This is a genomic window from Massilia sp. BGA-UO-ETr-WB1, from assembly GCF_059567845.1.
The window spans coordinates 962,993-988,743 of sequence record NZ_JCAQOT010000023.1 but is presented as its reverse complement, the minus strand read 5'-3'; the positions used below and the strand labels follow the sequence as shown (position 1 = coordinate 988,743).

Sequence of the window (25,751 nt, the reverse complement as noted above, 5' to 3'; positions counted from 1 at the left end):
TACACCATGCAATTCCTGCAACCACCGGGCTGGGTACAGCCCAAGGGCTACGCCAACGGCGTGGCCGCCAGCGGACGCACCGTCTGCGTCAGCGGCATGATAGGCTGGGACGCAGAAGGCCGCTTCCACACCAGCGACTTCGCCGGCCAGGTTGAACAGGCCCTGCGCAACATCGTGGCCGTGCTGGCCGAAGCCAACGCCGGACCTGAGCACGTGGTGCGCATGACTTGGTACGTCACCGACAAAAAAGAATACGTCGCCGCCTACAAGGAAATCGGCGTGGCCTACCGCGCCGTGTTCGGCCGCCATTTCCCCGCCATGACGGCGGTGCAGGTGGCCGGCCTGATCGAAGACCAGGCCAAGGTGGAAATCGAAGTCACCGCCATCGTCCCGGAAAGCGCATGACCATGCAGCCCGTCGCGCAAGGCCGGCTCACGCTCGGCGTGGCCGGCGCCGGCGCCATGGGGCGCGGCATCGCCCAGGTGGCGGCGCAAGCCGGCATCGCCGTGCTGCTGTACGACGTGCAGGACGGCGCCGCAGCCAAAGCCGTGGCCACCGTGCGCGGGCAGCTCGCCACGCTGGTCGGCAAAGGCAAGCTCACGGCGCAAGCCGCCGACGCCGCCGGCGCCATGCTGCACGCGGCGGCAGCGCTGGAAGCGCTGGCCGATTGCGACATCGTTATCGAAGCCATCGTCGAGCAGCTGGAAGCCAAGCGCGCGCTGTTCGACGCGCTGGAAGCCATTGTCCGCCCCGGCTGCGTGCTGGCCACCAATACCTCTTCCCTGTCCGTGACAGCCATAGCGGCAGGCGCGCGCCTGCCGGGCCGCATCGCAGGCTGCCACTTCTTCAACCCCGTGCCGCTGATGAAGGTGGTGGAAGTGATCGCCGGCGCGCTCACTGGCGCCGAGGCCACGCAGGCGCTGACCGCCTTCGTGCGGCGCATCGGCCACACGCCGGTGCAGGCCAGCGACACGCCCGGCTTCATCGTCAACCACGCGGGACGCGGCTACCTCACCGAAGCGCTCAGGATCGTGCAGGAGACCGTCGCCAGCTTCGAGCAGGTGGACACGGTGCTGCGCGGCGCCGCCGGCTTCCGCCTCGGTCCGTTCCAACTGCTGGACCTGACCGGGCTCGACGTGTCGCATCCGGTGATGGAATCGATCTACCGCCAGTATTACCAGGAGCCGCGCTACCGTCCCAGCCCCATCACCGCGCAGCGCCTGGCAGCCGGGCTGCTGGGCAAAAAGACCGGGCAAGGCTTCTACCGCTACACCGAGGACCAGCCGGCCCCGCAAGCCGTCGCAGCACCCGCCGGCGCCCCCCAGCCCTGGACCGGTCCAATCTGGATCGACGCACCCGACGCCGAGACCCTCGCCAGCCTGGCAAGCCTGCTGCGCGGCCTTGGAGCGACAGTGGAAACATCCGCCCGTCCCTCAGCCACTGCCTTGTGCCTGGTGGCGCCTTTGGGTGAAGACACCAGCGCCGGCATCGCACGTCTGGACCTCGACGCCGGCCGCACCCTAGGCATCGATCCCTTGTGCGTGCCGGGCGCGGGCCACGCCACACTGATGCTCAGCCCCGCCACGGACACCGAACTGGCCGCGCGCCTGCTTGCCCTGTTCGAGCAAGGCGGCCACCCCGCCATGGTGATCAACGACAGCGCCGGCTTCATCGTCCAGCGCGTGCTGGCCACCATCATCAATATCGGCTGCGACATCGTCCAGCAAGGCATCTGCACGCCGCCCGACCTGGATAGCGCCGTCACATTAGGCCTCGGCTACCCGCGCGGCCCGCTCGCCTGGGGCGACCATATCGGCCCGCAGCGTGTGCTCGCCATCCTGCGCAACCTGCAGCAACTCACCGGCGACCCGCGCTACCGCCCCAGTCCCTGGCTGGTGCGCCGCGCGCAGCTTGGCCTGTCGCTGCTGCACACCAACGGCCCGAGGAGGCAGCATGCGGAACAAGAGCAGCACCATGAACCACATGGATAACCACAAACAGGACGCCGCCGCCCTCTACCAAGGCTACAGCGCGGCGGAACTGGACCGCCAGTACAACGCACGCGCCACCGTGCCGGACGCCACCGTCTACCTGCGCGCCTACGCCGAACAAAGCGCCGCCATGCGCGCCGCGCTGCCCTGCCACTGCGGCGTGGCCTACGGCGGGCACGAAGACGAGCAGCTCGACATCTTCCCCGCGCCGAATCCCGGCAGCCCGGTGCTGGTGTACATCCACGGCGGCTACTGGCGCGCCCTATCCAAGGACGACTCCTGCTTCATGGCCGCCACCTTCACGGCAGCCGGCGCCACCGTGGTGGCGGTCAACTACTCATTGGCCCCCGGCGTGACACTGGACCATATCGTGGACCAGAACCGCCGCGCGCTGGCCTGGGTGCACCGCCACATCGCCCAATACAACGGCGACGCGGCGAAAGTTTATCTTTGCGGGAGCTCGGCCGGCGGCCACCTGGTCGGCATGCTGCTGGCGCCCGGCTGGCAGCAGGCGCACGGCTTGCCCGAACGCGCGGCGGCGGGCGCCTGCCCGATCAGCGGACTGATGGACCTCGCGCCCATCCCCGCCACGCATATCAACGAGTGGGCCAGACTGGATGCCAAAGCCGCGTGGCGCCTGAGCCCCATCCATCACCTGCCCGAACAAGGCGGCCCGCTGCTCGCCTGCGTTGGCGCCACCGAAACCGCCGAATTCCGCCGCCAGAGCCGCAGCTACGCCGACGCCTGGCGCGCCAACGGGCTGGCGGCCGACTACCTGGAGATCGCCGGCACCAACCATTTCGACGTGGTGCTGGAGCTGGCCAAAGCCGACAGCCTGCTCACGCGCGCGCTGCTGCGCATGATGGGCCTGGCCAGCTGATTTAGCGCCCGGCCAATTGCGGGTAGGCCGGGCAGCCGTCTATCTCTTCCAGGAAGCCTTCGGCCGTATAGCGCGGGATCTTCTCGAATTCGCTGAGCACGCGGGCGCGGAATTCCTCATGCTCATGCCAGCGCTCGGCGGGAACGCCGAAATAGTTGACCGGCGAAACCGACAAGCTCAAGCCAGGCCAGTGTTTTTGCAACGTCATCAGATAGCGCCGGGTCGAGCATATTTTGCCGATGGCGACCACGCTGCGAATCGCGGCGACATCCATCACCTGTGCCACCCTGGCCCGGCCGAATCGCACATTCTCGCCGGTGTTCGCCGCCGCCGTCTCCAGTATCAGCACGCTTTCAGGCATCCCAAGCCGGACCAGCCGCTCGGCGATCATGTCCGCCTCCGCCAGAGGCGAGGATCCGGTCCGTCCGCCGGACACCAGCAGGCGGCTGAACGTGCCGCTCTGCCACAGTCCATGCGCCACCTCGCAGAACTCCGGCACGCCATGCCGGGTACCGAACAGAAACCCCAGATCCGAAACGCGCGCCGGAAATGACGGCATGACGTAGTCGGCAATACGCTTCAGATCGTCGTGCGACATGATGGTGGTAAGTAAGCTATAGCTTCTTGGTCATGAAAATACGGCTGATGCCCTCCAGATCGGAGCCTATCTCGCCAAATGCCACCCACCCATTCTTTTCATAGAAGCCGGGCGCCTGGAAGCTGATCGTGTACAGCACTGCCGAACGACAACCCCGTTCGCGCGCTTCCTCTTCGAATGCTTTCAGGAGTTTGGTGCCCAATCCCGAACCACGCAGAGAATCCGGAAGGTGGAACAGGTCCAGAAACGCCAGCCCAAGCGACGTCCTGCCGACGATTCCTCCCAATACCTCGTTGCTGTCGGGATCTCTCACCATCACACACAGCGGACGCCGGTCACTGATGCCGGCTGCCTGTACGTTGAATTCATCCAGTCCTTTACCAATCACTTCCTCGAACGCGGGTTCCGCGTTGTCGGTAATAACAATGACGCTCTGCTTCAAAGTATTCCCTTTCCTTTTTGATACCTCATCTCAACTGTAACCCATCTTGCACGGGCTGTGGGGTCGCCACCCAATTGTTCCACTGGTGAGCCAATGAAACCCATTTGCCCACCTTAATTAAACATTTTGGGACTGTTAAAGTACATCCATCGCAGCACACAACCCAACACGAAGGAAACGACACCATGAACATCCTGCAAATCAACTCCAGCGCCCGCAGCACCGGTTCCGAATCCACCCGCCTGGCCGACGCCATCGTCGCCAAGCTGACCGCCGCCAATCCAGCCGCCGCCGTCGAGCGCCGCGACCTGGCAGCCAACCCGCACCCGGTGATCGACGAGCCGACCCTGCAAGCCCTGTTCACCCCGGCCGACCAGCGCACTCCCGAACAAGCCGCCCGCGTGGCGCTGGACGACGCCCTGATCGCCCAGGTGCAGGCAGCGGACGTGATCGTGATCGGCGCGCCGATGTACAACTTCGGCATCACCGTGCAGCTGAAATCGTGGTTCGACGCCATCGCCCGTGCCGGCGTGACCTTCAAATACGGCCCAACCGGCCCGGTCGGCCTGCTGACCGGCAAAAAAGTCTACGTCGCCCTGTCGCGTGGCGGCCTGCACCGCGATGCGCCGAGCGACACGCAACTGCCGCACGTGAAGGCCTTCCTGAACTTCGTGGGCCTGACCGACGTGCAGTTCGTCTACTCGGAAGGCCTGGGCATGGGTCCGGACGCGGTAGCCAAGGCACAAGCCGAAGCGGACGCGCAAGTGGACGCGGTCCTGGCATAAAAACGGTACCGGCGGCGCAAATCAACTAAAGGAGTATGGCAATGACACAAGTAACCCAGGAAAATGTGCAGCAGTCGCGCGGCGTGGAGCGCATCGTCAACGGCCAGGCCGTGATGGACGGCGCGGGCGTGAAGATCAACCGTGTCCTCACCCAGCCTTTGCAGCGCCGCCTCGACCCGTTCCTGATGCTGGATAACTTCGGCAGCGACTCGGCCAACGACTACATCGCTGGCTTCCCCGAGCATCCGCACCGGGGCTTCGAGACGGTGACGTACATGCTCACCGGGCGCATGCGCCACAAGGACAGCGCCGGCAACGAAGGCCTGCTGACCAACGGCGGCGTGCAATGGATGACGGCCGGGCGCGGCGTGATCCACTCGGAGATGCCGGAGCAGGAGGAAGGCCGCATGGAAGGCTTCCAGCTGTGGCTGAACCTGCCTGCCAAGGACAAGATGCGCGCCCCGTGGTACCGCGACTTCAACGCCGGGGAGGTGCCGTCGTTCAGCACAGAAGGCGCGCAGGTGCGCGTGATCGCGGGCAGCAGCCACGGCGTGGCCGGTGCGGTGCAGCGCGAAGTGACCGAGCCGATCTACATCGACGTGGAACTGAAGGCGGGCGCCAGCTTCAGCCAGCAGATCCCGGCCGGGCACAACGCCTTCGTGTTCACCTATCGCGGCGGCGTGCACATCGGCGGCAAGCCGGTAGCCAATGGCCGCATGGCGATCCTGGAAAACGCGGCCGGCGCCGACGGCGTAACGGTGCAGGCGGCCGAAGACAGCCGTTTCATCCTGATCGCCGGCAAGCCGCTGAACGAGCCGATCGCGCAGTACGGCCCGTTCGTGATGAACACGCAGGCCGAGCTGATGCAGGCGGTGGAAGACTTCCGCGCCGGCAAGCTGGGCGAAGAAGCGCACGCTTAGTCACCATCAAACCAGCCGCTGGGGGAAGCAAGACCCCCAGGGCTGTCCGCATTTTCCGCTAAAATGCCGCCATGACATCCCCACTCATCGGTTGGCTCAAACATCTGAGCCGTATTTGCGGCTTCGACACCGCCGACTCCTTCCCTCCCGGGCATCCGCACGCGCGCACGCGCTGGAACGCCGCGTATTTCGACATTGCCTCGGACGTGAAAGCGGACGAGATGGAGCGCCGCATCTGCGAAGCCATCGGCAACACGCCGCTGGTGTTCATGCACATCACCGCGCCCACGCCGGGCATGCAGCGGGCGCTGCTGGGCGTGATCGAATCGCGGCTGCGGCACAACAACGGCAAGGAAGCGGCGCAACTGGCCGCGCTGCTGATCAAGGCCTACCAGAGCCCGTACACGGCGGAAGCCATGCCCGGCCTGCGCCGCGCCATCGACAGCACGCGCGACGACGAAGCCCCCGCCCGCGTGCGCGCCCTGCTCGAATTCCTCAACAGCATGCAATCGCCCTACGACGTCATCGAAATGCGCACGTAATTGCGGTACTAGGCACGAGTCGCTTGCAAGCGGTCTGAGCCGCATTCGGGGTCTGACCCCGAATGCGGCTCAGACCGCTTGGCGGGGAAGTAGCGGTCGCGCAGTTTCATGAAGGGGGTTTCGATGGCGGCGTAGAGCAGCCAGCCCACCGGCAGGCTGACCGCCGTCATGATGGCGATGCCGGTCCAGCTGGCGGTGCTGATGCCGTGCTGGGCCAGTTCGGGTTTGAGCAGCAGGAAAATCTGCTTGTGCGTGAGGTAGATGGCGTAGGACCATAGCGCCAGTTTGCCGAAGCCGGGAATCGGCGTCTTTTCCAGCAGCGAGCCGGGGCTGAGCGCGGCTATCAGCAGCAGCGTGACGCCCAGCGCCAGCAGCGGGTAGCCGAATACGGTCATGCCGTAGCCGTAGTGGTCTTCCGCGAACAGGTAGAGCGCCGTGCCGCCCACCGCCATGCCGGCCGCCAGCGCCCAGTTGCCGCGCGAGGTGAGCTTGCTCCACGCGCCTGCGTGGTGGTTCTTCAGCAGCGCCAGCGCCACGCCGGCCACCAGCTCGTCGAAGCGGCACAGCGAGGAATAATAGATGACGTTGTAGTACGGGAAGCCGCCGTCGCTGTCGCCCACCTGCGTCTGCCAGAGGTAGCTGCGGATGATCATGCCGCCCAGAAAGCTAACGGCCACCGCCACCCAGGCCCACGCCAGCGAGCGACGCATGGCGGCGATCAGCAGCGCAATGGCCGGCAACAGCACATAGAACTGCTCTTCCACGCACAGCGACCAGGCGTGCGAGAAGGCGGTGCCGGGCGTGAGGTCGAAATTCTGCGTGAAGGTGAGGAATTGCCACAGCGGCGGCAGCGTCAGCCCGGCGCGGAACCAGGGCCAGAATGCATACAGGGCGAGCACCGCGTAGAACGCGGGCAAGGTGCGCAAAAAACGTCGGATATAAAACGTGCGCAGCGAAAAACCGCCTTCGCCGCGCATGGCGCTGAAGATCTGGTTGCCGATCAGGTAGCCGGACAGGCCGAAGAACAGGTCCACGCCGGTCCATCCGACCTCCCCCCAGAAGCCGAATGGCGCGCGGTTGCTGACGAACAGGACGTAATGGTTCATGAACACGAGCACGATCGCTAATGCGCGCAGCGTGTCTAAACCATGAATTCGGGTTATGGATTTCATATGCTATTTTAAGGGCGAACGGCTGAATCCCCGCTAGAATAACGGCCATTCATCAGTTTCGGGGAACCAGCATGACTGTAGCAAGCGATCTGCATTTCAAATCCGTCAACTATACCGGCCAGGGCAAGGGCCCGCGCGTCATTATCACCGGCGCGGTGCACGGCAACGAAACCTGTGGGACCAAGGGCATCAACCGTGTGATGGAGGAGATCGACAGCGGCAAGCTGCGCATCCTGAACGGCATGGTGACCTTCGTACCCATCGTCAATCCGCTGGCTTACGCCAAGGGCGAGCGCTCGGGCGACCGCAACCTGAACCGCAACCTGTTCCCCAACGAGAATCCGCAGGATTTCGAGGACCGCATCGCCAACTGGCTGTGCCCGCTGCTCGGCCAGCACGAGGTGCTGCTGGACCTGCATTCCTTCAACGCGCAGAGCCAGCCTTTCGTGATGGTGGGCCCGCGCAACAACGATGGCAAGCTGCAGCCTTTCCAGCACGAGGAGAAGGAACGCGCACTGGCGCGCCGCCTGGGCGTGAAGCGTTTTGTCGATGGCTGGATGGCGACTTACGGCGCCGGCGTACAGCGCCGCCTGCGCGATGATTCGCAACTGGAAACCGTGCTGCGTTATGGCGTGGGCACCACCGAGTACATGCGTTCGACCGGCGGCTACGCGCTGACGCTGGAGTGCGGCCAGCACGCCGATCCGCAGGCGCCGGAAGTGGCGTACCGCGCCATCATGAACACCCTCGCCTTCCTGGGCCTGATCGATGCGCCGCAGCCGGTGCCGCTGGCGCCGGAGGACACCGAGTACCTGAGCATGGTGGAAGTGCACGACAAGCAGGATGCGGCCGACAAGTTCAGCCGCGTGTGGTCGAGCTTCGACCGCGTGGCCAAGGGCGACGAGATCGGCCGCCGCGCGGACGGCACGCCGGTGCTGGCCGCCGAGGACGCCATCGTGCTGTTCCCGGACACCAACGCCCGCGCGAACGCCGAATGGTACTACCTGGCCAAGGCCAACCCGGCCGGCTTCTGAACGCTGGCGCTTAATGCGCCAGTTTCAAGCCCAGGATGCCGCAGGTAATCATGGAAATGCACACCAGCCGCAGCACGCCGGCTGGTTCTCCCAGCACCAGGATGCCGAACAGCGCCGTGCCCACGGTGCCGATGCCGGTCCACACGGCGTAGGCAGTGCCCAGCGGCAGGTCGCGCAGCGCCAGGCCCAGCAGCGCCATGCTGCCGCCCATGGACAGCAGGGTCAGCACCGACGGCACCAGCTTGCTGAAGCCTTCGGTGTATTTCAGGCCGACTGCCCAGCCTATCTCCAGCAGTCCGGCAACAAACAAGAACAGCCACGCCATTTTCTCTCCTTATCGGGCAAGCGGGCAGTATATCATTGCAACATTTCCATCATGAAGGATGCCCAATGGTACTGTTTGCACAAGTTGTCACCGGCCTGGTTTTACTGATCCACGTCTACATCGTGCTGCTGGAGACGGTGCTGTTCCGCACGCGCGGGCGCCGCGTGTTCGGCCTGAGCGCCGAAAAGGCGGAGATCGTGCAGCCGGCCATGTCCAACCAGGGCTGCTACAACGGTTTCCTGGTGGCAGCGCTGGCGCTGGGCTTTTTGCACCCGGACCCGGCCACGGCGCGCGCTTTCACGCTGTTCGGCCTGTGCTGCGTGGCGGTGGCGGGCGTGTGGGGCGCGGCCACGGTGTCGCGCCGCATCCTGTTCGTGCAGACGGTGCCGGCCGTGATCGCCCTGCTGCTGCTCCTGCTGGGCTGAAAATTTTGAGTTGCCGACGTGCCGCCAGCACGTTTTTTCTTTATATCGTAGAATGCCGATATACGCATCGGATTTTATAGATGCGAGTATCGCTAAAGCCCAATATGGACATTGACATCGACGCAATCCACAAGGCGCTGGCCAACCCGGTCCGGCGCCAGATCCTGGCCTGGCTCAAGGAGCCGGAAGCCTATTTCGCCGACCAGGCCCACCCGCTGACCTTCGGAGTCTGCGCGGGCCTGATCGACCAGCGCACCGGCCTGTCGCAATCGACCGTGTCGGCCCACCTGGCCACCTTGCAAAAGGCCGGCCTGGTGACGGTGCAGCGGGTGGGACAGTGGAATTTCTTCAAGCGCAACGAGGCAGTGATCCAGGGCTTTATCGACCATATGAACCAGGGCCTGTAACCAATCACCGGGCCCGGCAACTCAAGGAAGATAACCATGGCTAACCTGTTCGACCCTATCAAGATCGGCGACCTGACCCTGAACAACCGCGTCATCATGGCGCCGCTGACGCGCGCCCGCGCCGTGGGCGGCGGCCGTGTGCCGAACGCGCTGATGGCGGAATACTACGTGCAACGCGCCTCCGCAGGCCTGATCCTGAGCGAAGCCACCGCCGTCACGCCGCAGGGCGTGGGCTACGCGGACACGCCGGGCATCTGGTCCGATGAGCAGGTAGCGGGTTGGAAAATGGTGACCGACGCGGTGCACGCGGCCGGCGGCAAGATCTTCCTGCAGCTGTGGCACGTGGGCCGCATTTCGGACCCGAGCTTCCTGAACGGCGAGGCGCCGGTGGCGCCGAGCGCCATCGCGGCCAAGGGCCATGTCAGCCTGCTGCGCCCGCAGCGCGAGTATCCGGTGCCGCGCGCGCTGGAGCTGGAAGAGATTCCGGGCATCGTGGCCGCTTACCGCAAGGGCGCGGAAAACGCCAAGCTGGCCGGCTTTGACGGCGTGGAAATCCACGGCGCCAACGGCTATCTGCTGGACCAGTTCCTGCAAGACGGCACTAACAAGCGCACCGACGCCTATGGCGGCCCGGTCGAGAACCGCGCGCGCCTGCTGCTGGAGGTGACGGATGCGGCGATCGAAGTGTGGGGCGCGGGCCGCGTCGGCATGCATTTGGCGCCGCGCCGCGACTCGCACGATATGAGCGATTCCAACCCGGCCGAGACCTTCGGCTATGTGGCGCGCGAGCTGGGCAAGCGCGGCATCGCCTTCATCTGCGCGCGCGAAGCGGTGGGCGAGGACAGCCTGGGGCCGCTGCTGAAGAAGGAATTCGGCGGCATCTACATCGCCAATGAGAAGATGGACAAGGCTACGGCCAACGCCATCCTGGCAGCAGGCACCGCCGATGCTGTGGCCTGGGGCAAGGACTTCATCGCCAACCCTGACCTGCCGGCGCGCCTGCAGCAGGACGCGGCGCTGAACCCGCAGCGTCCGGAAACCTTCTACCATTCCACGGCGGAAGGCTACACGGACTACCCTGCCCTGGCCTAAGCTAAGCTAAGCAGGACGCGTCAGCTTCGCGTCCAGCGAGTAACGTCCGGCACCGGTCAGCGCGACGGTGCCGAACACGATCACCAGCAGCCAGCCGAACTGCCCCTCGGCGATGCTCCAGTCCGGGTGCACCAGCACCATGGACACGGCCAGCAGAAACACCACCGGCAAGGCCGCCAGCCGCGTGAACAGCCCCAGCGCAATCAGCACCGGGCACACCACTTCGGCGAACAGGGCGCACCACAAGGTGAGCGCGCGCCCCATGCCGAGCGGGTCGTCGATGTGCGCCAGCTCTTCCTGGTAATGCACGATCTTCGGCACGCCGTGCACGTGCAGCAGCAGGGCCGCCCCCGCGATGCGGGTGAACAGCAGCCCCGCATCCGGCGTGAACGGTCCTATCAGTCTGCGCAGCAGGGAGGTAATTTGCTGCGTCATTTGTTCTGGTACCCGCCGTAGTATTTGACCGGGCTCCAGTCGGGCGAGATGTCCGGGACCGGCTGCGCGTACTGCCCAAACTCCTTGCCCGCGTATACCACCTTGCCGTTCACCACGGTGAGCGCGCTTTCCAGGTTCTTGATCTGCTCGACCGGCATGCTGAAGTAATCCTGCGGCAGTATCACCAGGTCCGCGTACTGGCCCTTGGCCAGGGTGCCCTTCACTTTTTCCTCGCCGCTCATCCAGGCGCTGCCGCTGGTCATCAGTTTCAGCGCTTCGTAGCGGCTCAGGATGTCCTTCGGCTGCCACATGCTCAGGCCGCCGGCGGTCTTGCCCGTCACCGCCCAGTACACCGACGGCCACGGGCCGTAGCTGCTCACGCGGGTGCCGTCCGTGCCCAGGCCGACCGGCACTTTCATCTCCAGCATCTTGCGGATCGGCGGCATCTGGCGGGTTTGCGCGCCGTATTGCTTCCAGTAGTGCTCGCCCTGGAAGTACATGCGGTCCTGCACGGCGATGCCGCCGCCCAGCGCTTTCACGCGCGCCAGCTGCGCGTCGCTGATGGTCTCGGCGTGGTCGAAGAACCAGCGCAGGCCTTTCAGCGGGATCTCTTTGTTCACTTTCTCGATCACGGCCAGGTCGCGGTCGATCGATTCGCCATAGGTGGCGTGGATGCGGAACGGCCAGCGGTTCTTCACCAGCAGCCGCAGCACGGCTTCCAGTTCGCCTTCCATGTGCCCCGGCATGTCCGGACGCGGCTCGAGGAAATTCTCGAAGTCGGCCGCGCTCCAGACCAGGTTTTCGCCCGCGCCTTCAGTCGTGTAGCCGTTGGCGTAGAACATATGCTGGTTGCTGTCCGGCTTGGTCAGCGTGAGCCAGCGCTGGTAGTCTTCCAGCTCCTTGCCCGGCTTCTGCGCGAACAGGTAGTAGGAGGTGCGCACGGTCAGCTTGCCGTCCTTGGCCAGCTCGACGGTGACGCCGTAATCGTCCGGGAAATTCTGGCCGCCGCCGCCCGCGTCGATGGCGCTGGTCACGCCCAGGCGGTTCAGCTCGCGGTAGTAGTGCAGCGTGGAGTTCAGCTGCTGGTCGCGCGGCAGCACGTTGGTCTTGGCCAGCGTGGTGTACAGGATCAGCGCGTTCGGCTTGGCGATCAGCTTGCCGGTCGGCTTGCCTTGCGCGTCCAGCTCCACCACGCCATCCTTGAATTTGGTGTCCTTGTTGTAGCCCAGCGTCTCGATGCCCTTCTGGTTCAGGAAGCCCAGGCCGTACAGGTACAGCAGGAAGACCGGCTTGTCCGGCACGGCGGCGTTGATTTCCTCCAGCGTGGGCAGGCGCTTTTCCTCGAACTGGAACTCGTTCCAGCCGCCCACCACCTTGATCCAGGCGCCTTCCGGCGTGCGCGCGGCCTGCTCCCTCAGCATTTCCATCGCCTTTTTCAGCGACGTCACGCCGTCCCAGCGCAGTTCGGCGTTGTAGTTCAGGCCTTCGCGGATGACGTGCAGGTGCGAGTCGTTCAGGCCGGGGATGACGGTGCGGCCGCCGGCGTCGATCACCTGGGTGTTGGCTTTTTTCAGCTTGAGGATCTGGGCATTGCTGCCCACGGCTTCGATTTTGCCGTCCTTCATCGCCACGGCCTGGGCGAAGCTGCCCTCCTTGACCATGGTGGCCACTTTGCCGTTGGTGATGATGAGGTCGGCCGCGAAGGCCGGCGCCAGGAACGCTGCAGACAATGCCGCAGGCAGTACCAGCCTGGTGAATACCGGATTCATGTTGTAGTCCTTGGTTTTATAGGGCACATCAAAAATGGCGGCCGGCCGGCACTGCTTTACTGCTTACTTCAAAAACTTATTCCTTGATCGCTTCGATTGCGAAGGTCAGGGTTACTTCATCGCCCACGTGCGGTGCGTATTTGCCGGCGTTGAAGTCGGAGCGCAGGATCTTGGCGACAGCGTTGGCGCCGCAGGCGTCTTTCTTCAGCATCGGGTGCGGCATGCACTGGAACGAGGTCACGGTCAGGGTCACCGGCTTGGTGATGCCCTTGATGGTCAGGTTGCCGTCCACCGAGGCCACCTTGTCGCCGGCGAAGTTCACCTTGGTCGACTTGTAGGTGATGGCCGGGAACTTGGCGGTGTCCAGGAAGTCCGCGCCTTGAATGTGGTTGTTAAACAGCGGGAAGCCGGTGTTGACCGACTTGGTGTCGATGGTCACGTCCACCGAGCCCGTTTTCGCGGCTTTGTCGATCACGATCTTGCCTTCGGTCTTGTCGAAGCGGCTCACCTGGTTGGAATAGCCGAAGTGCGAGTACTCGAAGCGCGGCGCGGTGTGGGCGACGTCCAGAACGTAGGTTTCCGGCGCAGCATTGGCAGCCATGGACACGCCAGCGGCGATCAGCAGAGCAACGATTTTTTTCATAGTTAAAACTCCAGTCAGTATTGATTATCGGGACGGGCTGTATGCCCGTGATCTTTGTGATTGAAAGCGATTATGCGCTGGCACAAATCGATTGTAAAACGGAAAATATACCGGCTTACTATCGAAAAAATCGATTATGGTCACGTAGACTGAAGCAATCATGTGCGCAGTGTACAGATGGGCGCACGCAGCGCCCATCTGCCAAAGGTAGCATTTTTAACTCAGGCTTGTGCGCGCAGTACGTGCGAGAGGATGCGCTGCTCGAGCGCTGCGAAGGCGGCGGTGCCGCGCGCGGCCGCGCGGGGACGGGGGAGATCGATCGCCAGGTCCAGCGCGATGGCGCCGTCCTCGATCAGCAGCACGCGGTCGGCCAGGGCCACCGCTTCGGTCACGTCGTGCGTCACCAGCACGGCGGTGAAGCCGCGCGCCAGCCACAGGGACTCGATCAGCTGCTGCATTTCGATGCGGGTGAGCGCGTCCAGCGCGCCCAGGGGTTCGTCCAGCAGCAGCACCTGCGGCTGGTGCACCAGTGCGCGCGCCAGCGCCACGCGCTGCTTCTGGCCGCCGGACAGGGCGGACGGCCAGTCGTCGGCGCGCTCGCCCAGGCCCACCGTGGACAGTGCGGCGGCAGCGGCGTTCAGTGCGTGCGGCAGGCCAAGCGCCACGTTCTCCAGCACCGTCTTCCACGGCAGCAGGCGCGCTTCCTGGAACATGATGCGCAAGTCCGCCGCGCCGGAGCCCATGGCGATGCTGCCGCTGTCGGCATGCTCCAGCCCCGCCAGCGCGCGCAGCAAGGTGCTCTTGCCGCAGCCGCTGCGGCCGACGATGGCGACGAACTCCCCCGCTTTCAATTGCAGGTCCACGCCGAGCAGCACTTCGCGCGCGCCGTAGGATTTTCGCAGCGCGGCGATGCCGACGGCCACGCCTTCGCGCCCAGGCGCGCCGCGCGCCAGGGGGTGCGGTTGCGGCGGCCCGGCGTCGCCGCGCGCGGCCTCCCCGGGGGCGTCGGTGAACAGGTCGGATTCAAAGTAGGTGGGTGCGAGCAGCATGGCGCTCCTTTTCAACGGTATGCGGGGTTCCAGCGCAGGAAGTGCTTCTCCATGGCGCGCGATGCCAGGTCGGCCAGTTTGCCGAGCAAGGCGTAAAGCAGTATGCCGACCAGCACCACGTCCGTTTGCAGGAATTCGCGCGCGTTCATGGTCATGTAGCCGATGCCGGCTTGCGCCGAAATGGTTTCGGCCACGATCAGCAGCACCCACACCAGGCCGAGCGAGAAGCGCACGCCCACCAGGATGGACGGCAGCGCGCCGGGCAGGATCACGTCGCGGTACAGCGGCCAGCCGGTCACGCCATAGCTGCGCGCCATCTCGATCAGCGCCGGGTCGGTGGAGCGGATGCCGTGGAAGGTGTTCAGGTACACGGGGAAGAACACGCCCACCGCCAGCAGGAACAGCTTGGCCGTTTCGTCGATGCCGAACCACAGGATCACCAGCGGGATCAGCGCCAGCGCGGGAATGTTGCGTATCATTTGCAAGGTGGTGTCGAGCAGCGTTTCGGCGCGGCGGAAGCTGCCGGTCAGCAGCCCCAGCGCCAGCCCGGCCCCGGCGCCGATGGCAAAGCCGGTGCCGGCGCGCCACAGGCTGGTGCGCAGATGCGTCCACAGTTCGCCGGACACCGCCAGCGTCCAGAAGGCCTGCGCCACCGACCACGGTTCCGGCAGCACGCGGCTGGACAGCCAGCCCGCCCGGGCCGACACTTCCCACAGCAGCAGCAGGCCCACCGGCAGCAGCCACGGCGTGATTGCCGACGCAGCCCCCGGGGCCGCAGGCGCCGATCGATTGACAGCACCCATCTCAGGCCGCCTTCTTCGGCAGGATATTGCTGGCCATGACTTCGCCGAACGGCCCGCTCAGCGACTGCTCCGTGGCGGCCCTGCCCTTGCCCACCAGCGGGAACACCAGCTCCGCGAAGCGGTACGATTCTTCCAGGTGCGGATAGCCGGAGAAGATGAAGGTGTCGATGCCGAGGTCCGCGTATTCCTGGATGCGCGCATGCACCGTCTCCGCGTCGCCCACCAGCGCCGTGCCCGCGCCGCCGCGCACCAGGCCCACGCCGGCCCACAGGTTGGGCGACACTTCCAGCTTGTCGCGCCGGCCGCCGTGCAGCTCGGCCATGCGCCGCTGGCCCACCGAGTCCATCTTGCCGAATGCAGCCTGCGCCCTGGCGATCACCTCGTCGTCCAGGTGGCTGATCAGCTCTTCCGCCGCGCGCCACGCCGCCTCGTTCGTTTCGCGCACGATCACGTGCAGGCGGATGCCGAAACGCACCGTGCGGCCATGTTTGGCGGCGCGCGCCCGGATGTCGGCGATCTTCTCCGCCACGGCGGCGGGCGGTTCGCCCCAGGTCAGATACACGTCCATCTGCTCGGCCGCCAGTTCGTGCGCCGGTTCGGACGAGCCGCCGAAGTACAGCGGCGGATACGGCTTTTGCACCGGCGGATACAGGGTGCGCGCCCCCTTCACCTGGATATGCTTGCCCTCGAAATCGTAGCCCGCCTCGCCGCCCTCGCCCGACAGCGAAGCGCGCCACACGCGGATGAATTCATCGGAAATCTCGTAGCGCCTGGCGTGGTCGGCGAACAGGCCGTCCGCCTCCAGCTCGCCCTGGTCGCCGCCGGTGACCACGTTGATCAGCAGGCGGCCATTGGACAGCCGGTCGAAGGTGGACGCCATGCGCACCGCCAGCCCCGGGGTGGACAGGCCGGGGCGCACCGCCACCAGGAACTTCAGCCTCTTGGTCACATTGATCAGCGACGAAGCCACCACCCATGCGTCCTCGCAGGAACGGCCGGTGGGCAGCAGCACGCCGTCGTAGCCCAGCGTATCGGCCGCCACGGCGACCTGCTGCAGATAGTCCGCATCGACCGCGCGCGCGCCCTTGGACGTGCCGAGGTAGCGGCTGTCGCCATGGGTGGGAATGAACCAGAAAATATTCAACGACATTGCGAATCCTCTTTAAAGCTTAAACGGCAGCAGCGCATCCTTGACGGCTATCGGCTTGGGAATCAGCTTCAGGCCCGCGAACGCGTCCGCCACCTTCTGCTGCGCGGCGATCACTTCCGGCGTTACCGGCTTCACGCCGTATGCGTAGCGCGAGGCGGCCAGTTCCACCACGCCGGCGTCCAGACCGGTCTGCACTGCCAGGATGGCGGCCACTTCCTTCTGGTTCTTCAGGCCCCATTCGTCCACCTTGGCCAGCTCCTCGATCACGATGCGGACGATCTCCTGGTTCTTCTCCGCGTAAGGCCGGGCCGCCAGGTAGAACTGGTGATTGGCCACCAGGCCCTGCCCGTCCACCAGCACCCGCGCGCCCAGCTGCTTCTCGGCCGCCGCCAGGAACGGGTCCCAGATGGCCCAGGCATCCACGCTGCCGCGCTCGAAGGCGGCGCGCGCGTCGGCCGGCGGCAGGAACACCACTTCCACGTCCTTGTACGTGAGGCCGGCCTTCTCCAGCGCCTTTACCAGCAGGTAGTGCACATTGGAGCCCTTGTTCAGGACGATCTTCTTGCCTTTCAGGTCCGCCAGGCTGCGCGCCTTGGAGTCCTTGGGCACCACGATGGCTTCGCTGGACGGCGACGGCGGTTCGTTGCCCACGTAGACCAGGTTGGCGCCGGCGGCCTGCGCGAAGATCGGTGGCGCTTCGCCCACCGTGCCGAAGTCGATGCTGCCCACGTTCAGGCCTTCCAGCAGCACGGGGCCGGCGGGGAACTCGGTCCATTTCACGTCCACGCCCTTGGCGGCAAGGCGCTTCTCCAGCGTGCCGCGCCCTTTCAGGAGTGTCAGCGTGCCGTACTTCTGGTAGCCGATGCGCAGCACCGGCTTGGCCTGCGCCTGCGCTACGCCCGGCAGGCCGGCCACGGCCACGCCTGCAGCGCCCGCGAACAGCAGGCCGATGGTGCGGCGGCGCGCCTGGCGCTTGTGATGATTGCTCATGTATTGTCCTTACTTGTATTGATGTTCTTATGCGTGACGTTTTTATGCGGCCTGGCTGGCGGGCGTGTACGGGTGGTCCTGCAGCGAGCGCACCGGCGCGGCGGCGGCAACCCGCAGCCTGGCCAGCGGCGCCAGGGCCGTCACCAGTTCATCCACGCCGGCCGCCACGCGCGCGGCGATAGGCGGCGCCAGGGCCAGCCCTTCCTCGTCCTGCCAAACCAGCTGCTGGCTGGTGGCGAAGATGCTGGTCAAAACCTGCTTGGCGGCCAGCGCATGCAGCACCGGGCGCAGCGCGTAGTCCAGCGCCAGCATGTGCGACTGCGTGCCGCCGGTGGCGATCGGCAGCACCACCTTGCCCGCCAGCCCGTCCTGCGGCAGCAAGTCCAGGAAGGCCTTTAGCACACCGGAATACGAAGCCTTGTAGACCGGCGTGGCGATCACGATGGCCTGCGCCGACGCCACCGCCTGGATGGCGCGCTGGACGCCCGCATCGCCGATATCGGCATGCAGCAGGGCCTGCGCCGGCAGATCGCGCACGTGCACGCGCTGCAGCTGGTGGCCGTGCACCGCCAGTTTGTCGCCGATATGCAGCAGCAGCCTGCTGGAACTGGAAGGAAGCGCGGGACTGCCGCCAAGAAGTAGGATGCTCATTTTTCTCCCCGTGTTGGATGATTTTTTCCAGACTACGGCCGTCCGCTTGAAAGCAGAACGAATTGTTTTGCGCATCGATATTTGGTTTCCGCCGCATGACGTTTCCGCATATGGAAAGCCGGATTTCTTCGTGTACGGCGCAGGAATGCCGGTGCGATACTGGTCCGCATCGACACCACCGGAATCAGTATCATGGATGAACCATTCTTCGCCGAAGATCCCATCGCCGTCGCTTCGGCCCTGGCCGCGAGGCTGGCGGAAAGCGCCGTGGAGCGCGACCGCGCGGGCGGCCACGCCGCCACCGAACGCGAATGGATACGCGCCTCGGGCCTGCTCACGCTGTCCATCCCCGCTGAATACGGCGGCCAGGGCGCCGGCTGGAGCACGGTCTACCAGGTGATCCGCATCCTGGCGCGCGCCGACAGCGCACTGGCCCACGTTTTCGGCTTCCACCACCTGCAACTGGCGGGCATCCGCCTGTACGGCAGCGCGCAGCAGCAGCGCCGCCTGCTGACGGACACCGTGGAGCAGCGCCTGTTCTGGGGCAACGCCCTCAACCCGCTGGACAAGCGCACCACCGCAGCCGACGCGCGCGGCGGCTACGAGCTGAATGGCCTGAAGAGCTTCGCGTCCGGCTCGGTGGGCTCGGACTGGCTTACGCTGTCGGCCTGGCATGCGCCCACGCAAAGCGCGCTGATCGCCGTGCTGCCCACGCGGCAGGAAGGCATCCGCGTGCAAGCCGACTGGGACGCCTTCGGCCAGCGCCAGACCGACAGCGGCAACGTCTCCTTCAAGGGCGTGCGCCTGCCGCAGGATCTGGTGCTGCAGGCGCCCGGCCAGGTCCCCACGCCGCAGGCCACGCTGCGTTCGCAGGTAGCGCAACTGATCATGGCCAATCTCTATCTCGGCATCGCCGAAGGCGCGTTCGAGGCGGCGCGCACCTACACCAATGACGAGGCCCGGCCATGGTTCCAGTCCGGCGTGCCGTCCGCCAGCGACGACCCGCTGGTGCAGCACCGCTACGGCCAGCTGTGGACTTTGCTGCGGCCCGCGCAGGTGCTGGCGGACCACGCGGCGCAGGAGCTGGACCGCGTGTTCGCGCAGGGCGCGCAGGTGAGCGCGCGCACGCGCGGCGAGCTGGCGGTGGCCGTGGCGGAAGCCAAGGTGCTGTCGCACAAGGCGGGGGTGGAGATCAGCAGCCAGCTGTTCGAGCTGACCGGGGCGCGCTCCACCTCGGCCAAGTATGGCTTCGACCGCTACTGGCGCAACGTGCGCGTGCATACCCTGCACGACCCTATCGACTACAAGTACCGTGACCTGGGGCGCTTTGCGCTGCAAGGCACGCTTCCGGAACCAACTGCATACTCGTAATGACAAATCCAACGCAAGTCCCCCGCGCGCCGCTGATACAGATCCGTGGCGCCAGCAAAACGTTCGCCCTTCCCAAGGGCGGCCAATTCCACGCCGTCAAAAACGTGTCGCTGGAAGTACGCGAGGGCGAAATTTTTGGCCTGATAGGCAAGAGCGGCGCCGGCAAGTCCACCTTGCTGCGCCTGATCAACCTGCTGGAGCAGCCCGACAGCGGCAGCGTAGCGGTCGACGGCCGCGAGCTCACGGCGCTGGGCAAGCGCGAACTGCGCGAGGCGCGGCAGAACATCGGCATGATCTTCCAGCAGTTCAACCTGCTGCAGAACGCCAGCGTGTTCGACAACGTGGCCTTCCCCCTGCGCATCCACGGCGGACGCACCCGCGAGCAGATCGCGGCGCGCGTGCGCGACTGCCTGGAGCTGGTGGAGCTGGGCGGGAAAGCGGACAGTTACCCGGCGCAGCTGTCGGGCGGGCAGAAACAGCGCGTGGCCATTGCGCGGGCGCTGGCCAGCGGGCCGGCGGTGCTGCTGTGCGACGAGCCCACGTCGGCGCTGGACGCGGAAACCACGCGCGCGCTGCTGGCCACGCTGAAGGACATCAACCGGCGGCTGGACGTCACCATCGTCATCGTCAGCCACGAGCTGTCCGTGCTGGACGCCATCTGCGACCGCGTGGCCGTGATCGAGGACGGCGCCATCGCCGAGGAATTCGCGCTCAGCGGCAGCGAAGTGCGCAAGACGGCCCTCGGCCGCGAACTCGCCAGCCTGCGTCCCGCTGCCGCAGCGGCCTTCCGCAAGGAGGCCGCCCATGCTTGAGAAAATCATCACCCTGCTGCCCGAACTGTGGACCGCGTTGGGCCAGACGCTCACCATGCTAGGCATCGGCCTGTCCGCCGCCGTGCTGATCGGCGGCCCACTGGGCGTGCTGCTGTTCCTGGTGGCCGACGGCCAGTCGCTGCAGAACAAGCCCGCCTCCTTGCTGCTGGGCTGGATCGTCAACACCGTGCGCTCCTTCCCCTTCATCATCCTGCTGGTGGCGCTGGTGCCGCTGACGCGCATCATCGCCGGCACCTCCATCGGACCGCTGGCGGCCGCCGTGCCACTGTCCTTTGCAGCCGTTCCCTACTTCGCCCGCATGGTCGAGCAGGCGCTGCGCGAAGTGCCGCGCGGCGTGATCGAGGCGGCGCACGCCATGGGCGCGTCCGAACTGCAGATCGTGCTGCGCGTGCTGCTGGTGGAAGCGCGCTCCGGCCTGGTGCTGGCGCTCACCGTGCTGTCCATCAGCTTCCTGTCCTATTCCGCCGTGGCCGGCGTGGTGGGCGGCGGCGGCATCGGCGATCTCGCCATCCGCTACGGCTACTACCGCTTCGAGACCGACATCATGATCGCCACGGTTGCCGTACTGATCTTCATCGTTCAAACCATCCAGTTCACCGGCAACCGCATCGCGCGCCGGCTCGACAAACGTTAATCCACAGGAGTATCCATGACCACTTTCCACCACGCCCGCCGCCGCACCCTCGTCCTGCGCGCACTCAGCGTTGCAGTCCTCACCGCCGCCGGCCTCGCTGCGGGCCTCGCCCCGGCGCCGGCCAACGCCAAAGACCCGAAGGAAGTCGTGATCGGCACCAGCGCCGGCCCCTACGCCGACCAGATCAAGCTGGGCATCAAGCCGATACTCGAAAAGCAGGGCTACAAGGTCAAGCTGGTTGAGTTCAACGACTACATCCAGCCCAATTTCGCGCTGGCCGACGGCTCGCTGGACGCCAACGTCTTCCAGCACATCATCTACCTGAAGAAGTTCGCCAGCGAGCACAAACTCGCATTGAGCGAACTGGTGACCATCCCCACCGCCCCCATCGCCATCTACAGCAAAAAGCACAAGACGTTGAACGACGCCAAAGAAGGCACCACGGTGGCCCTGCCCAACGATCCGGCCAACCAGGCGCGCGCGCTGGTGCTGCTGGACCAGCTGGGCTGGATCAAACTGCGCACCGGCACCGACCCGATCCGCGCTTCCGAGAAGGACATCGCCGCCAACACGAAGAAGATCAAGCTGGTGCCGCTGGAAGCCGCGCAGTTGCCGCGCTCCCTGCAGGACACGGACTACTCTTTCGTGAACGGCAATTACGCGCTGGCCTCGGGCCTGAAGCTGAGCGAGGCGCTGGTGACGGAGAAGATCTCGCCGAACTACATCAACCTGGTGGCGGTGCGCACGGCGGACAAGAACAAGCAGTTCGCCAAGGACATCGAAGCGGCCTACCGCTCGCGCGAATTCCTGGCCGTGACCAACAAGCATTTTGCCGACTATTCGAAGACCGACTACCAGCTGGCGCTCGAGGCTAAATGAGCAAGCGTATCCGCTTCAATGCGTTTCAGATGAACACGGTGGGCCACCAGTCGCCCGGCCTGTGGACCCATCCGCGCGATACCAGCCACCGCTACACCGAGCCGGAACACTGGTCCGAACTGGCGCGGCTGCTTGAGGCGGGCCGCTTCGACGCCGTGTTCCTGGCCGACGTGCTGGGCGTATACGACGTCTACCAGGGCGGCGTGGAGGCGGCGCTGAAGCACGCGGTGCAGGTACCGCTGAACGACCCGCTCGCGCTGGTGCCGCTGATGGCGCAGGCCACGGAGCACCTTGGCTTCGGCGTTACCTGCGCGCTGACCTACGAGCATCCGTACACTTTCGCGCGCCGCATATCCACGCTGGACCACCTGACGCGCGGCCGCATCGGCTGGAATATCGTCACGGGCTACCTGGACAGCGCGGCGCGCAATCTCGGCCTGGAACACCAGCTGGGCCACGACGAGCGCTACGACCTGGCGGACGAGTACCTGGCGGTGGTGCGCAAGCTGTGGGAATACAGCTGGGAAGACGGCGCGGTGGTGAACGACAAGCAGCGCGGCGTCTACATCGATCCGGCCAAGGTGCACCCGATTGCACACGAGGGCCGCTATTACAAGGTGCCGGGCATCCACCTGTGCGCGCCGTCGCCGCAGCGTACGCCGGTGCTGTTCCAGGCAGGCACATCGAAGCGCGGGACGGCGTTCGCGGCGCAGCATGCGGAGGTGACCTTCGTGAGCGGCCCAAGCAAGGCGGTGGTGGCCAAATACGTGGACGACTTGCGCAGCGCCGCCGTGGCGGCGCGCCGCCGGCCGGACAGCCTGCTGATCTACGCGCAGGCGCTGATCATTACCGGCGCCAGCGAGGAAGAGGCGTGGGCCAAGTACGAGGAATACCGCAGCCATATCGATATCGAGGCCGCGCTCGCGCTGCTGTCCGGCTGGACCGGCGTGGACTTCAGCGCCTATCCGCTGGACGCGACCATAGACTATATCGACTCGGACGCGGGCCGCTCGGCGCTGGCCTCTTTCAGCCAGGCGGACCCGGAACGCACATGGACGGTCCGCGAAGCGGCCGAGTTCATTGGCCTCGGCGGGCGAGGGCCGGTACTGGTGGGCGACGCGCGCCAGGTGGCGGACCTGCTGGAGGGCTGGCAGGACGACACCGGCATCGACGGCTTCAACCTGGCCTTCGCCGTGGCGCACGAATCGATGCGGGACGTGGTGGAATACATCGTGCCCGAGCTGCAGCGCCGGGGGCGCTACCAGCGCGAATACGCGCCCGGCACGCTGCGGCAGAAGTTGGGAAACCCGCTGGGGATCGGGCTGCCGGGACGGGCGCGGACGCCCTCGCCTGCTTAGCGGCAGTCGTTGCGCATCTGCGCCTGGGACACGTTGCTGTCGGCCGGCACGCTTTGCGTCAGCCACACGTTGCCGCCGATGGTGGAGCCAGCGCCGATGGTGATGCGGCCCAGGATGGTGGCGCCGGCGTAGATGACCACGTCGTCCTCCACGATAGGATGGCGCGGCGTGCCCTTGATGAGCGCTCCGCTGGCGTCGGCCGGGAAGCGCTTGGCCCCCAGCGTGACGTGCTGGTACAGCCGCACGCGCTGCCCCAGGATGGCGGTCTCGCCGATCACCACGCCGGTGCCGTGGTCGATGAAGAAGCTGGCGCCGATCTGCGCGGCCGGGTGGATGTCGACCCCGGTCTTGGAGTGCGCAATGTCGCAGATCAGGCGGGCGATGAACGGCGCGCCCAGCTGGTGCAGCAAGTGCGCCAGGCGGTAGTGCAGGATGGCGATGGTGCCCGGATAGCACAGCATGATCTCGGCCACAGAGGTTGCCGCCGGGTCGCCCGCGAAGGCGGCCTGCACGTCCGACACCAGCAGCGCGCGTATGGCCGGCAGGCCGGCGGCGAATTCGCGCGTGATGTTGTTGGCCTGCTCGGTCAGCGCTTCCTCGCTGCTGTGGTTGCACTGCTCGCGGAACTGCAAGCCGCGCCGCACCTGCTCGGTGAGCCGGTTCAGCGTGGTGTTGAGGGTGTCGCCGACGAAGTAGTCGATGCTTTCGTCGGTGAGGTTGGGCCGCCCGTAATGGGTGGGGAACAGCACGGCCGACAGGCCGTTGACGATGGTGGTCAGCGCCTCGCGCGACGGCAGCTCGCGCACCCGGCCCTGGTGGCGGATGTTGTGCGTCGCTTCGCGCGAAATGCGCAGCTGCTCGATCACCGGTCCCAGATTCCAGTGCGCAGGGCGCACGCCGGTGCCGTCATAAGTATCGATAGTCATGGGATCTCAAAAAAACAATGTTATAGCCTTGGGAGCATAATCACCCGCCCCCGCAAAGCGAAGGAATTATTTCGCCGTTCGATATGCGTAATCCGCATATCGATATACCTGCGGAAGCATGCCTGCGGAAGCCCAAGCGGCAGAAGCCGCGTGCGTGACGTAAAATACCGCTCCAGGCAACAATAACCCATCTATGAATATTCTGCTGACACTGCTCCTGGCCGGCCTCACCATGGTCGGGCCGCTTGCCATCGACACCTATCTGCCGTCATTCCCGGCCATCGCGCTGGCATTCGATGCAAGCCCCATCGCCATCCAGCAGACCCTCAGCCTGTTCCTGTTCTGCTTCGCCTTCATGATGCTGTTCTACGGCACCATGTCCGATTCCTTCGGCCGCCGCCCGGTCATCCTGGTGTCGCTGGTGATCTACACCGCCGCCTCCATCGTCGCGGCCATGGCGCCGTCGTTCGGCGTGCTGCTGGCCTGCCGCATCCTGCAAGGCCTGTCGGCCGGCGCCGGCATGGTGGTCAGCCGCGCCATCGTGCAGGACCGCTTCGAGGGCGCCGAGGCGCAGAAGATCATGTCGCACGTGATGATGGTGTTCGGCCTGGCGCCGGCGCTCGCGCCCATCCTGGGCGGCTGGCTGCAGGTGTCCTTCGGCTGGCGCTCCATCTTCTGGTTCCTGACCGGCTTCGGCGTGCTGATGTATTTCGCCGTGCTGCGCCTGCTGCCTGAAAGCCTGCCGAAGCAGGACCGCCATCCCTTCCACGCGGGCGCGATCGCGGCCAACTACTGGAGAGTGCTGTGCCACCGCCAGTTCCTGCTGCTGTCCGTGAGCGTGGGCATGGCGTTCGGCGGCTTTGCGCTGTACATCGGCTCGGCCGCCTATTTCGTGATGCACATCCTGCACCTGCCGGAAACGGCGTTCGCCTGGCTGTTCTTCCCGCTGATCAGCGGATCGGTGGTGGGGTCTGCGCTGTCCGGCAAGCTGGCCAAGCGCTATTCGCAAAGCGCGCAGATCTGGGCCAGCTACGCCATCATGGGTGCGGCGGGCGCCGCCAACATGGCATACAACTACTGGTTCGCGGCGGAAGTGCCGTGGGCGGTGCTGCCGCTGTTCGTGTATTCATTCGCGCTGGCCATCGCCATGCCGCCGATGACGCTGATCGCGCTGAACCACTTCCCCAACAACAGCGGGCTGGCTTCGTCGATGCAGTCGTTCATCCAGATGATCTTGTTCGCGCTGATCTCGGGCGTGGTGGCGCCGCTGCTGTTCGACAGCGCCTACAAGCTGGCTTGCGGGGTGATGGCGGGCCTGGCGATCAGCTTCGCCGCCTGGGTGGCGGCGCACCGCGCTACGGCCACGGCGCCGGCGTAACGTCAATATACTGCGCGCCGCCCTGCTCCGGTTCAGGCTCCGCCTGCTGCGGCAGGCGCGCGTCACCCGTCAGGCCCAGCGCAAGGATCTCCTTGCGCGCCTCGACAAAGTCGGACGTGGAAAGCGGCCGGTCGCGGTCCGGCCAGTTGGCGATGGCCCAGTTCTGCACTTCCTCGAAGCGCTGCCATACCTGATTGATAAACTGGCGCCGCTGTTGCTCATCCATTGCTGTTCTCCAAGATAGCTTTGGGAGCCAGTATAAGCCTGCC

General features: G+C 65.7%; 30 protein-coding genes. 16 read left to right on the top strand and 14 right to left on the bottom strand.

What is annotated here, in order from left to right:
* Positions 1-6 precede the first annotated feature (6 nt).
* From AC56DV_RS12860 to AC56DV_RS12850, 3 genes are read left to right on the top strand one after another with little or no spacing between them, the layout of a single operon-like run.
* Entirely contained in the window at positions 7-405 is a 399-nt protein-coding gene (locus tag AC56DV_RS12860; RefSeq protein WP_496314665.1) for a RidA family protein, read from the top strand.
* Complete coding sequence (locus AC56DV_RS12855; protein ID WP_496314664.1) at positions 402-1,991, top strand: 3-hydroxyacyl-CoA dehydrogenase; 1,590 nt, start codon at positions 402-404, stop codon at positions 1,989-1,991. Before AC56DV_RS12860 ends, AC56DV_RS12855 begins: the two co-directional genes overlap by 4 nt.
* Positions 1,954-2,871: an alpha/beta hydrolase gene (locus AC56DV_RS12850; protein WP_496314663.1), complete on the top strand. Its 918-nt coding sequence runs from the start codon at positions 1,954-1,956 to the stop codon at positions 2,869-2,871. The genes AC56DV_RS12855 and AC56DV_RS12850 overlap by 38 nt, the downstream gene beginning before the upstream one ends.
* 1 nt (position 2,872) lies before the next feature.
* Here AC56DV_RS12850 and AC56DV_RS12845 read toward each other — a convergent pair whose 3' ends face one another.
* Together AC56DV_RS12845 and AC56DV_RS12840 are read right to left on the bottom strand one after the other, a co-directional pair.
* The gene (locus tag AC56DV_RS12845) at positions 2,873-3,469 is read right to left on the bottom strand and encodes a YdcF family protein (protein WP_496314662.1); all 597 of its coding nucleotides are present in this window, start codon (positions 3,467-3,469) and stop codon (positions 2,873-2,875) included.
* Between the two features lie 16 nt (positions 3,470-3,485).
* Positions 3,486-3,911 carry a GNAT family N-acetyltransferase gene (locus AC56DV_RS12840; protein WP_496314661.1) on the bottom strand — a complete coding sequence of 142 codons (426 nt, stop codon included), beginning with the start codon at positions 3,909-3,911 and terminating at the stop codon, positions 3,486-3,488.
* Between the two features lie 185 nt (positions 3,912-4,096).
* Between AC56DV_RS12840 and AC56DV_RS12835 the strand changes: the two genes are divergently transcribed.
* From AC56DV_RS12835 to AC56DV_RS12825, 3 genes are all read left to right on the top strand, one after another.
* The gene (locus AC56DV_RS12835; RefSeq protein ID WP_496314660.1) at positions 4,097-4,696 is read left to right on the top strand and encodes an FMN-dependent NADH-azoreductase; all 600 of its coding nucleotides are present in this window, start codon (positions 4,097-4,099) and stop codon (positions 4,694-4,696) included.
* Between the two features lie 41 nt (positions 4,697-4,737).
* Complete coding sequence (locus AC56DV_RS12830) at positions 4,738-5,616, top strand: pirin family protein (RefSeq protein WP_496314659.1); 879 nt, start codon at positions 4,738-4,740, stop codon at positions 5,614-5,616.
* A 71-nt stretch (positions 5,617-5,687) separates the two neighbouring features.
* Positions 5,688-6,158, top strand: a complete 471-nt coding sequence (locus AC56DV_RS12825) for a hypothetical protein (protein WP_496314658.1) — start codon at positions 5,688-5,690, stop codon at positions 6,156-6,158.
* A gap of 8 nt (positions 6,159-6,166) precedes the next feature.
* Here AC56DV_RS12825 and AC56DV_RS12820 read toward each other — a convergent pair whose 3' ends face one another.
* Positions 6,167-7,330: an acyltransferase family protein gene (locus tag AC56DV_RS12820; RefSeq protein ID WP_496314657.1), complete on the bottom strand. Its 1,164-nt coding sequence runs from the start codon at positions 7,328-7,330 to the stop codon at positions 6,167-6,169.
* A 71-nt stretch (positions 7,331-7,401) separates the two neighbouring features.
* Between AC56DV_RS12820 and AC56DV_RS12815 the strand changes: the two genes are divergently transcribed.
* The gene (locus AC56DV_RS12815; protein ID WP_496314656.1) at positions 7,402-8,364 is read left to right on the top strand and encodes a M14 family metallopeptidase; all 963 of its coding nucleotides are present in this window, start codon (positions 7,402-7,404) and stop codon (positions 8,362-8,364) included.
* 10 nt (positions 8,365-8,374) lie between these two features.
* On the opposite strand, the gene sugE is transcribed toward AC56DV_RS12815, so the two are convergent.
* Positions 8,375-8,689, bottom strand: coding sequence for a quaternary ammonium compound efflux SMR transporter SugE (gene sugE, locus AC56DV_RS12810; protein WP_496314655.1), 315 nt, complete (start codon positions 8,687-8,689; stop codon positions 8,375-8,377).
* A gap of 65 nt (positions 8,690-8,754) precedes the next feature.
* On the opposite strand from sugE, the gene AC56DV_RS12805 reads away from it, so the two are divergent.
* The 3 genes from AC56DV_RS12805 to AC56DV_RS12795 all read left to right on the top strand — a co-directional run bounded on the left by AC56DV_RS12805 (position 8,755) and on the right by AC56DV_RS12795 (position 10,613).
* A complete protein-coding gene (locus AC56DV_RS12805; RefSeq protein ID WP_496314654.1) occupies positions 8,755-9,114 on the top strand; it encodes a DUF1304 domain-containing protein in 360 nt (119 codons plus the stop codon).
* Between the two features lie 104 nt (positions 9,115-9,218).
* On the top strand, positions 9,219-9,521 hold the full coding sequence (locus tag AC56DV_RS12800) for an ArsR/SmtB family transcription factor (protein WP_496314653.1): 303 nt from the start codon (positions 9,219-9,221) through the stop codon (positions 9,519-9,521).
* A 36-nt stretch (positions 9,522-9,557) separates the two neighbouring features.
* Positions 9,558-10,613, top strand: coding sequence for an alkene reductase (locus tag AC56DV_RS12795; RefSeq protein ID WP_496314652.1), 1,056 nt, complete (start codon positions 9,558-9,560; stop codon positions 10,611-10,613).
* A 6-nt stretch (positions 10,614-10,619) separates the two neighbouring features.
* Here AC56DV_RS12795 and AC56DV_RS12790 read toward each other — a convergent pair whose 3' ends face one another.
* From AC56DV_RS12790 to ssuE, 8 genes are all read right to left on the bottom strand, one after another.
* Positions 10,620-11,048: a DoxX family protein gene (locus AC56DV_RS12790; RefSeq protein ID WP_496314651.1), complete on the bottom strand. Its 429-nt coding sequence runs from the start codon at positions 11,046-11,048 to the stop codon at positions 10,620-10,622.
* Positions 11,045-12,817, bottom strand: a complete 1,773-nt coding sequence (locus AC56DV_RS12785) for an amidohydrolase (protein ID WP_496314650.1) — start codon at positions 12,815-12,817, stop codon at positions 11,045-11,047. Before AC56DV_RS12785 ends, AC56DV_RS12790 begins: the two co-directional genes overlap by 4 nt.
* A gap of 76 nt (positions 12,818-12,893) precedes the next feature.
* A complete protein-coding gene (locus AC56DV_RS12780; RefSeq protein ID WP_496314649.1) occupies positions 12,894-13,460 on the bottom strand; it encodes a YceI family protein in 567 nt (188 codons plus the stop codon).
* A 221-nt stretch (positions 13,461-13,681) separates the two neighbouring features.
* Positions 13,682-14,509: an ATP-binding cassette domain-containing protein gene (locus AC56DV_RS12775; RefSeq protein WP_496314648.1), complete on the bottom strand. Its 828-nt coding sequence runs from the start codon at positions 14,507-14,509 to the stop codon at positions 13,682-13,684.
* 11 nt (positions 14,510-14,520) lie between these two features.
* Positions 14,521-15,312, bottom strand: coding sequence for an aliphatic sulfonate ABC transporter permease SsuC (gene ssuC / locus AC56DV_RS12770; protein WP_496314647.1), 792 nt, complete (start codon positions 15,310-15,312; stop codon positions 14,521-14,523).
* A 1-nt stretch (position 15,313) separates the two neighbouring features.
* Positions 15,314-16,456 carry an FMNH2-dependent alkanesulfonate monooxygenase gene (gene ssuD, locus AC56DV_RS12765; RefSeq protein WP_496314729.1) on the bottom strand — a complete coding sequence of 381 codons (1,143 nt, stop codon included), beginning with the start codon at positions 16,454-16,456 and terminating at the stop codon, positions 15,314-15,316.
* A gap of 18 nt (positions 16,457-16,474) precedes the next feature.
* The gene (locus tag AC56DV_RS12760) at positions 16,475-17,452 is read right to left on the bottom strand and encodes a sulfonate ABC transporter substrate-binding protein (protein WP_496314646.1); all 978 of its coding nucleotides are present in this window, start codon (positions 17,450-17,452) and stop codon (positions 16,475-16,477) included.
* A 42-nt stretch (positions 17,453-17,494) separates the two neighbouring features.
* Complete coding sequence (gene ssuE, locus AC56DV_RS12755) at positions 17,495-18,103, bottom strand: NADPH-dependent FMN reductase (RefSeq protein WP_496314645.1); 609 nt, start codon at positions 18,101-18,103, stop codon at positions 17,495-17,497.
* A 192-nt stretch (positions 18,104-18,295) separates the two neighbouring features.
* Here ssuE and AC56DV_RS12750 point away from each other — a divergent pair, with 192 nt between their 5' ends.
* From AC56DV_RS12750 to AC56DV_RS12730, 5 genes are read left to right on the top strand one after another with little or no spacing between them, the layout of a single operon-like run.
* Positions 18,296-19,474 (top strand): acyl-CoA dehydrogenase family protein, encoded by a 1,179-nt coding sequence (locus AC56DV_RS12750; RefSeq protein WP_496314644.1) that lies wholly within the window; start codon positions 18,296-18,298, stop codon positions 19,472-19,474.
* On the top strand, positions 19,474-20,286 hold the full coding sequence (locus AC56DV_RS12745; RefSeq protein ID WP_496314643.1) for a methionine ABC transporter ATP-binding protein: 813 nt from the start codon (positions 19,474-19,476) through the stop codon (positions 20,284-20,286). Before AC56DV_RS12750 ends, AC56DV_RS12745 begins: the two co-directional genes overlap by 1 nt.
* Positions 20,279-20,941 (top strand): methionine ABC transporter permease, encoded by a 663-nt coding sequence (locus AC56DV_RS12740; RefSeq protein ID WP_496314642.1) that lies wholly within the window; start codon positions 20,279-20,281, stop codon positions 20,939-20,941. Before AC56DV_RS12745 ends, AC56DV_RS12740 begins: the two co-directional genes overlap by 8 nt.
* 15 nt (positions 20,942-20,956) lie before the next feature.
* The gene (locus tag AC56DV_RS12735; protein WP_496314641.1) at positions 20,957-21,820 is read left to right on the top strand and encodes a MetQ/NlpA family ABC transporter substrate-binding protein; all 864 of its coding nucleotides are present in this window, start codon (positions 20,957-20,959) and stop codon (positions 21,818-21,820) included.
* Positions 21,817-23,178, top strand: coding sequence for an LLM class flavin-dependent oxidoreductase (locus tag AC56DV_RS12730; protein ID WP_496314640.1), 1,362 nt, complete (start codon positions 21,817-21,819; stop codon positions 23,176-23,178). The genes AC56DV_RS12735 and AC56DV_RS12730 overlap by 4 nt, the downstream gene beginning before the upstream one ends.
* On the opposite strand, the gene epsC is transcribed toward AC56DV_RS12730, so the two are convergent.
* Positions 23,175-24,104: a serine O-acetyltransferase EpsC gene (epsC, locus tag AC56DV_RS12725; RefSeq protein WP_496314639.1), complete on the bottom strand. Its 930-nt coding sequence runs from the start codon at positions 24,102-24,104 to the stop codon at positions 23,175-23,177. The two genes, AC56DV_RS12730 and epsC, sit on opposite strands and share 4 nt — an antisense overlap.
* 193 nt (positions 24,105-24,297) lie before the next feature.
* On the opposite strand from epsC, the gene AC56DV_RS12720 reads away from it, so the two are divergent.
* Positions 24,298-25,482, top strand: coding sequence for a multidrug effflux MFS transporter (locus AC56DV_RS12720; RefSeq protein WP_496314638.1), 1,185 nt, complete (start codon positions 24,298-24,300; stop codon positions 25,480-25,482).
* On the opposite strand, the gene AC56DV_RS12715 is transcribed toward AC56DV_RS12720, so the two are convergent.
* Complete coding sequence (locus AC56DV_RS12715) at positions 25,460-25,708, bottom strand: hypothetical protein (protein WP_496314637.1); 249 nt, start codon at positions 25,706-25,708, stop codon at positions 25,460-25,462. The genes AC56DV_RS12720 and AC56DV_RS12715 overlap by 23 nt on opposite strands.
* Positions 25,709-25,751: the final 43 nt, after the last annotated feature.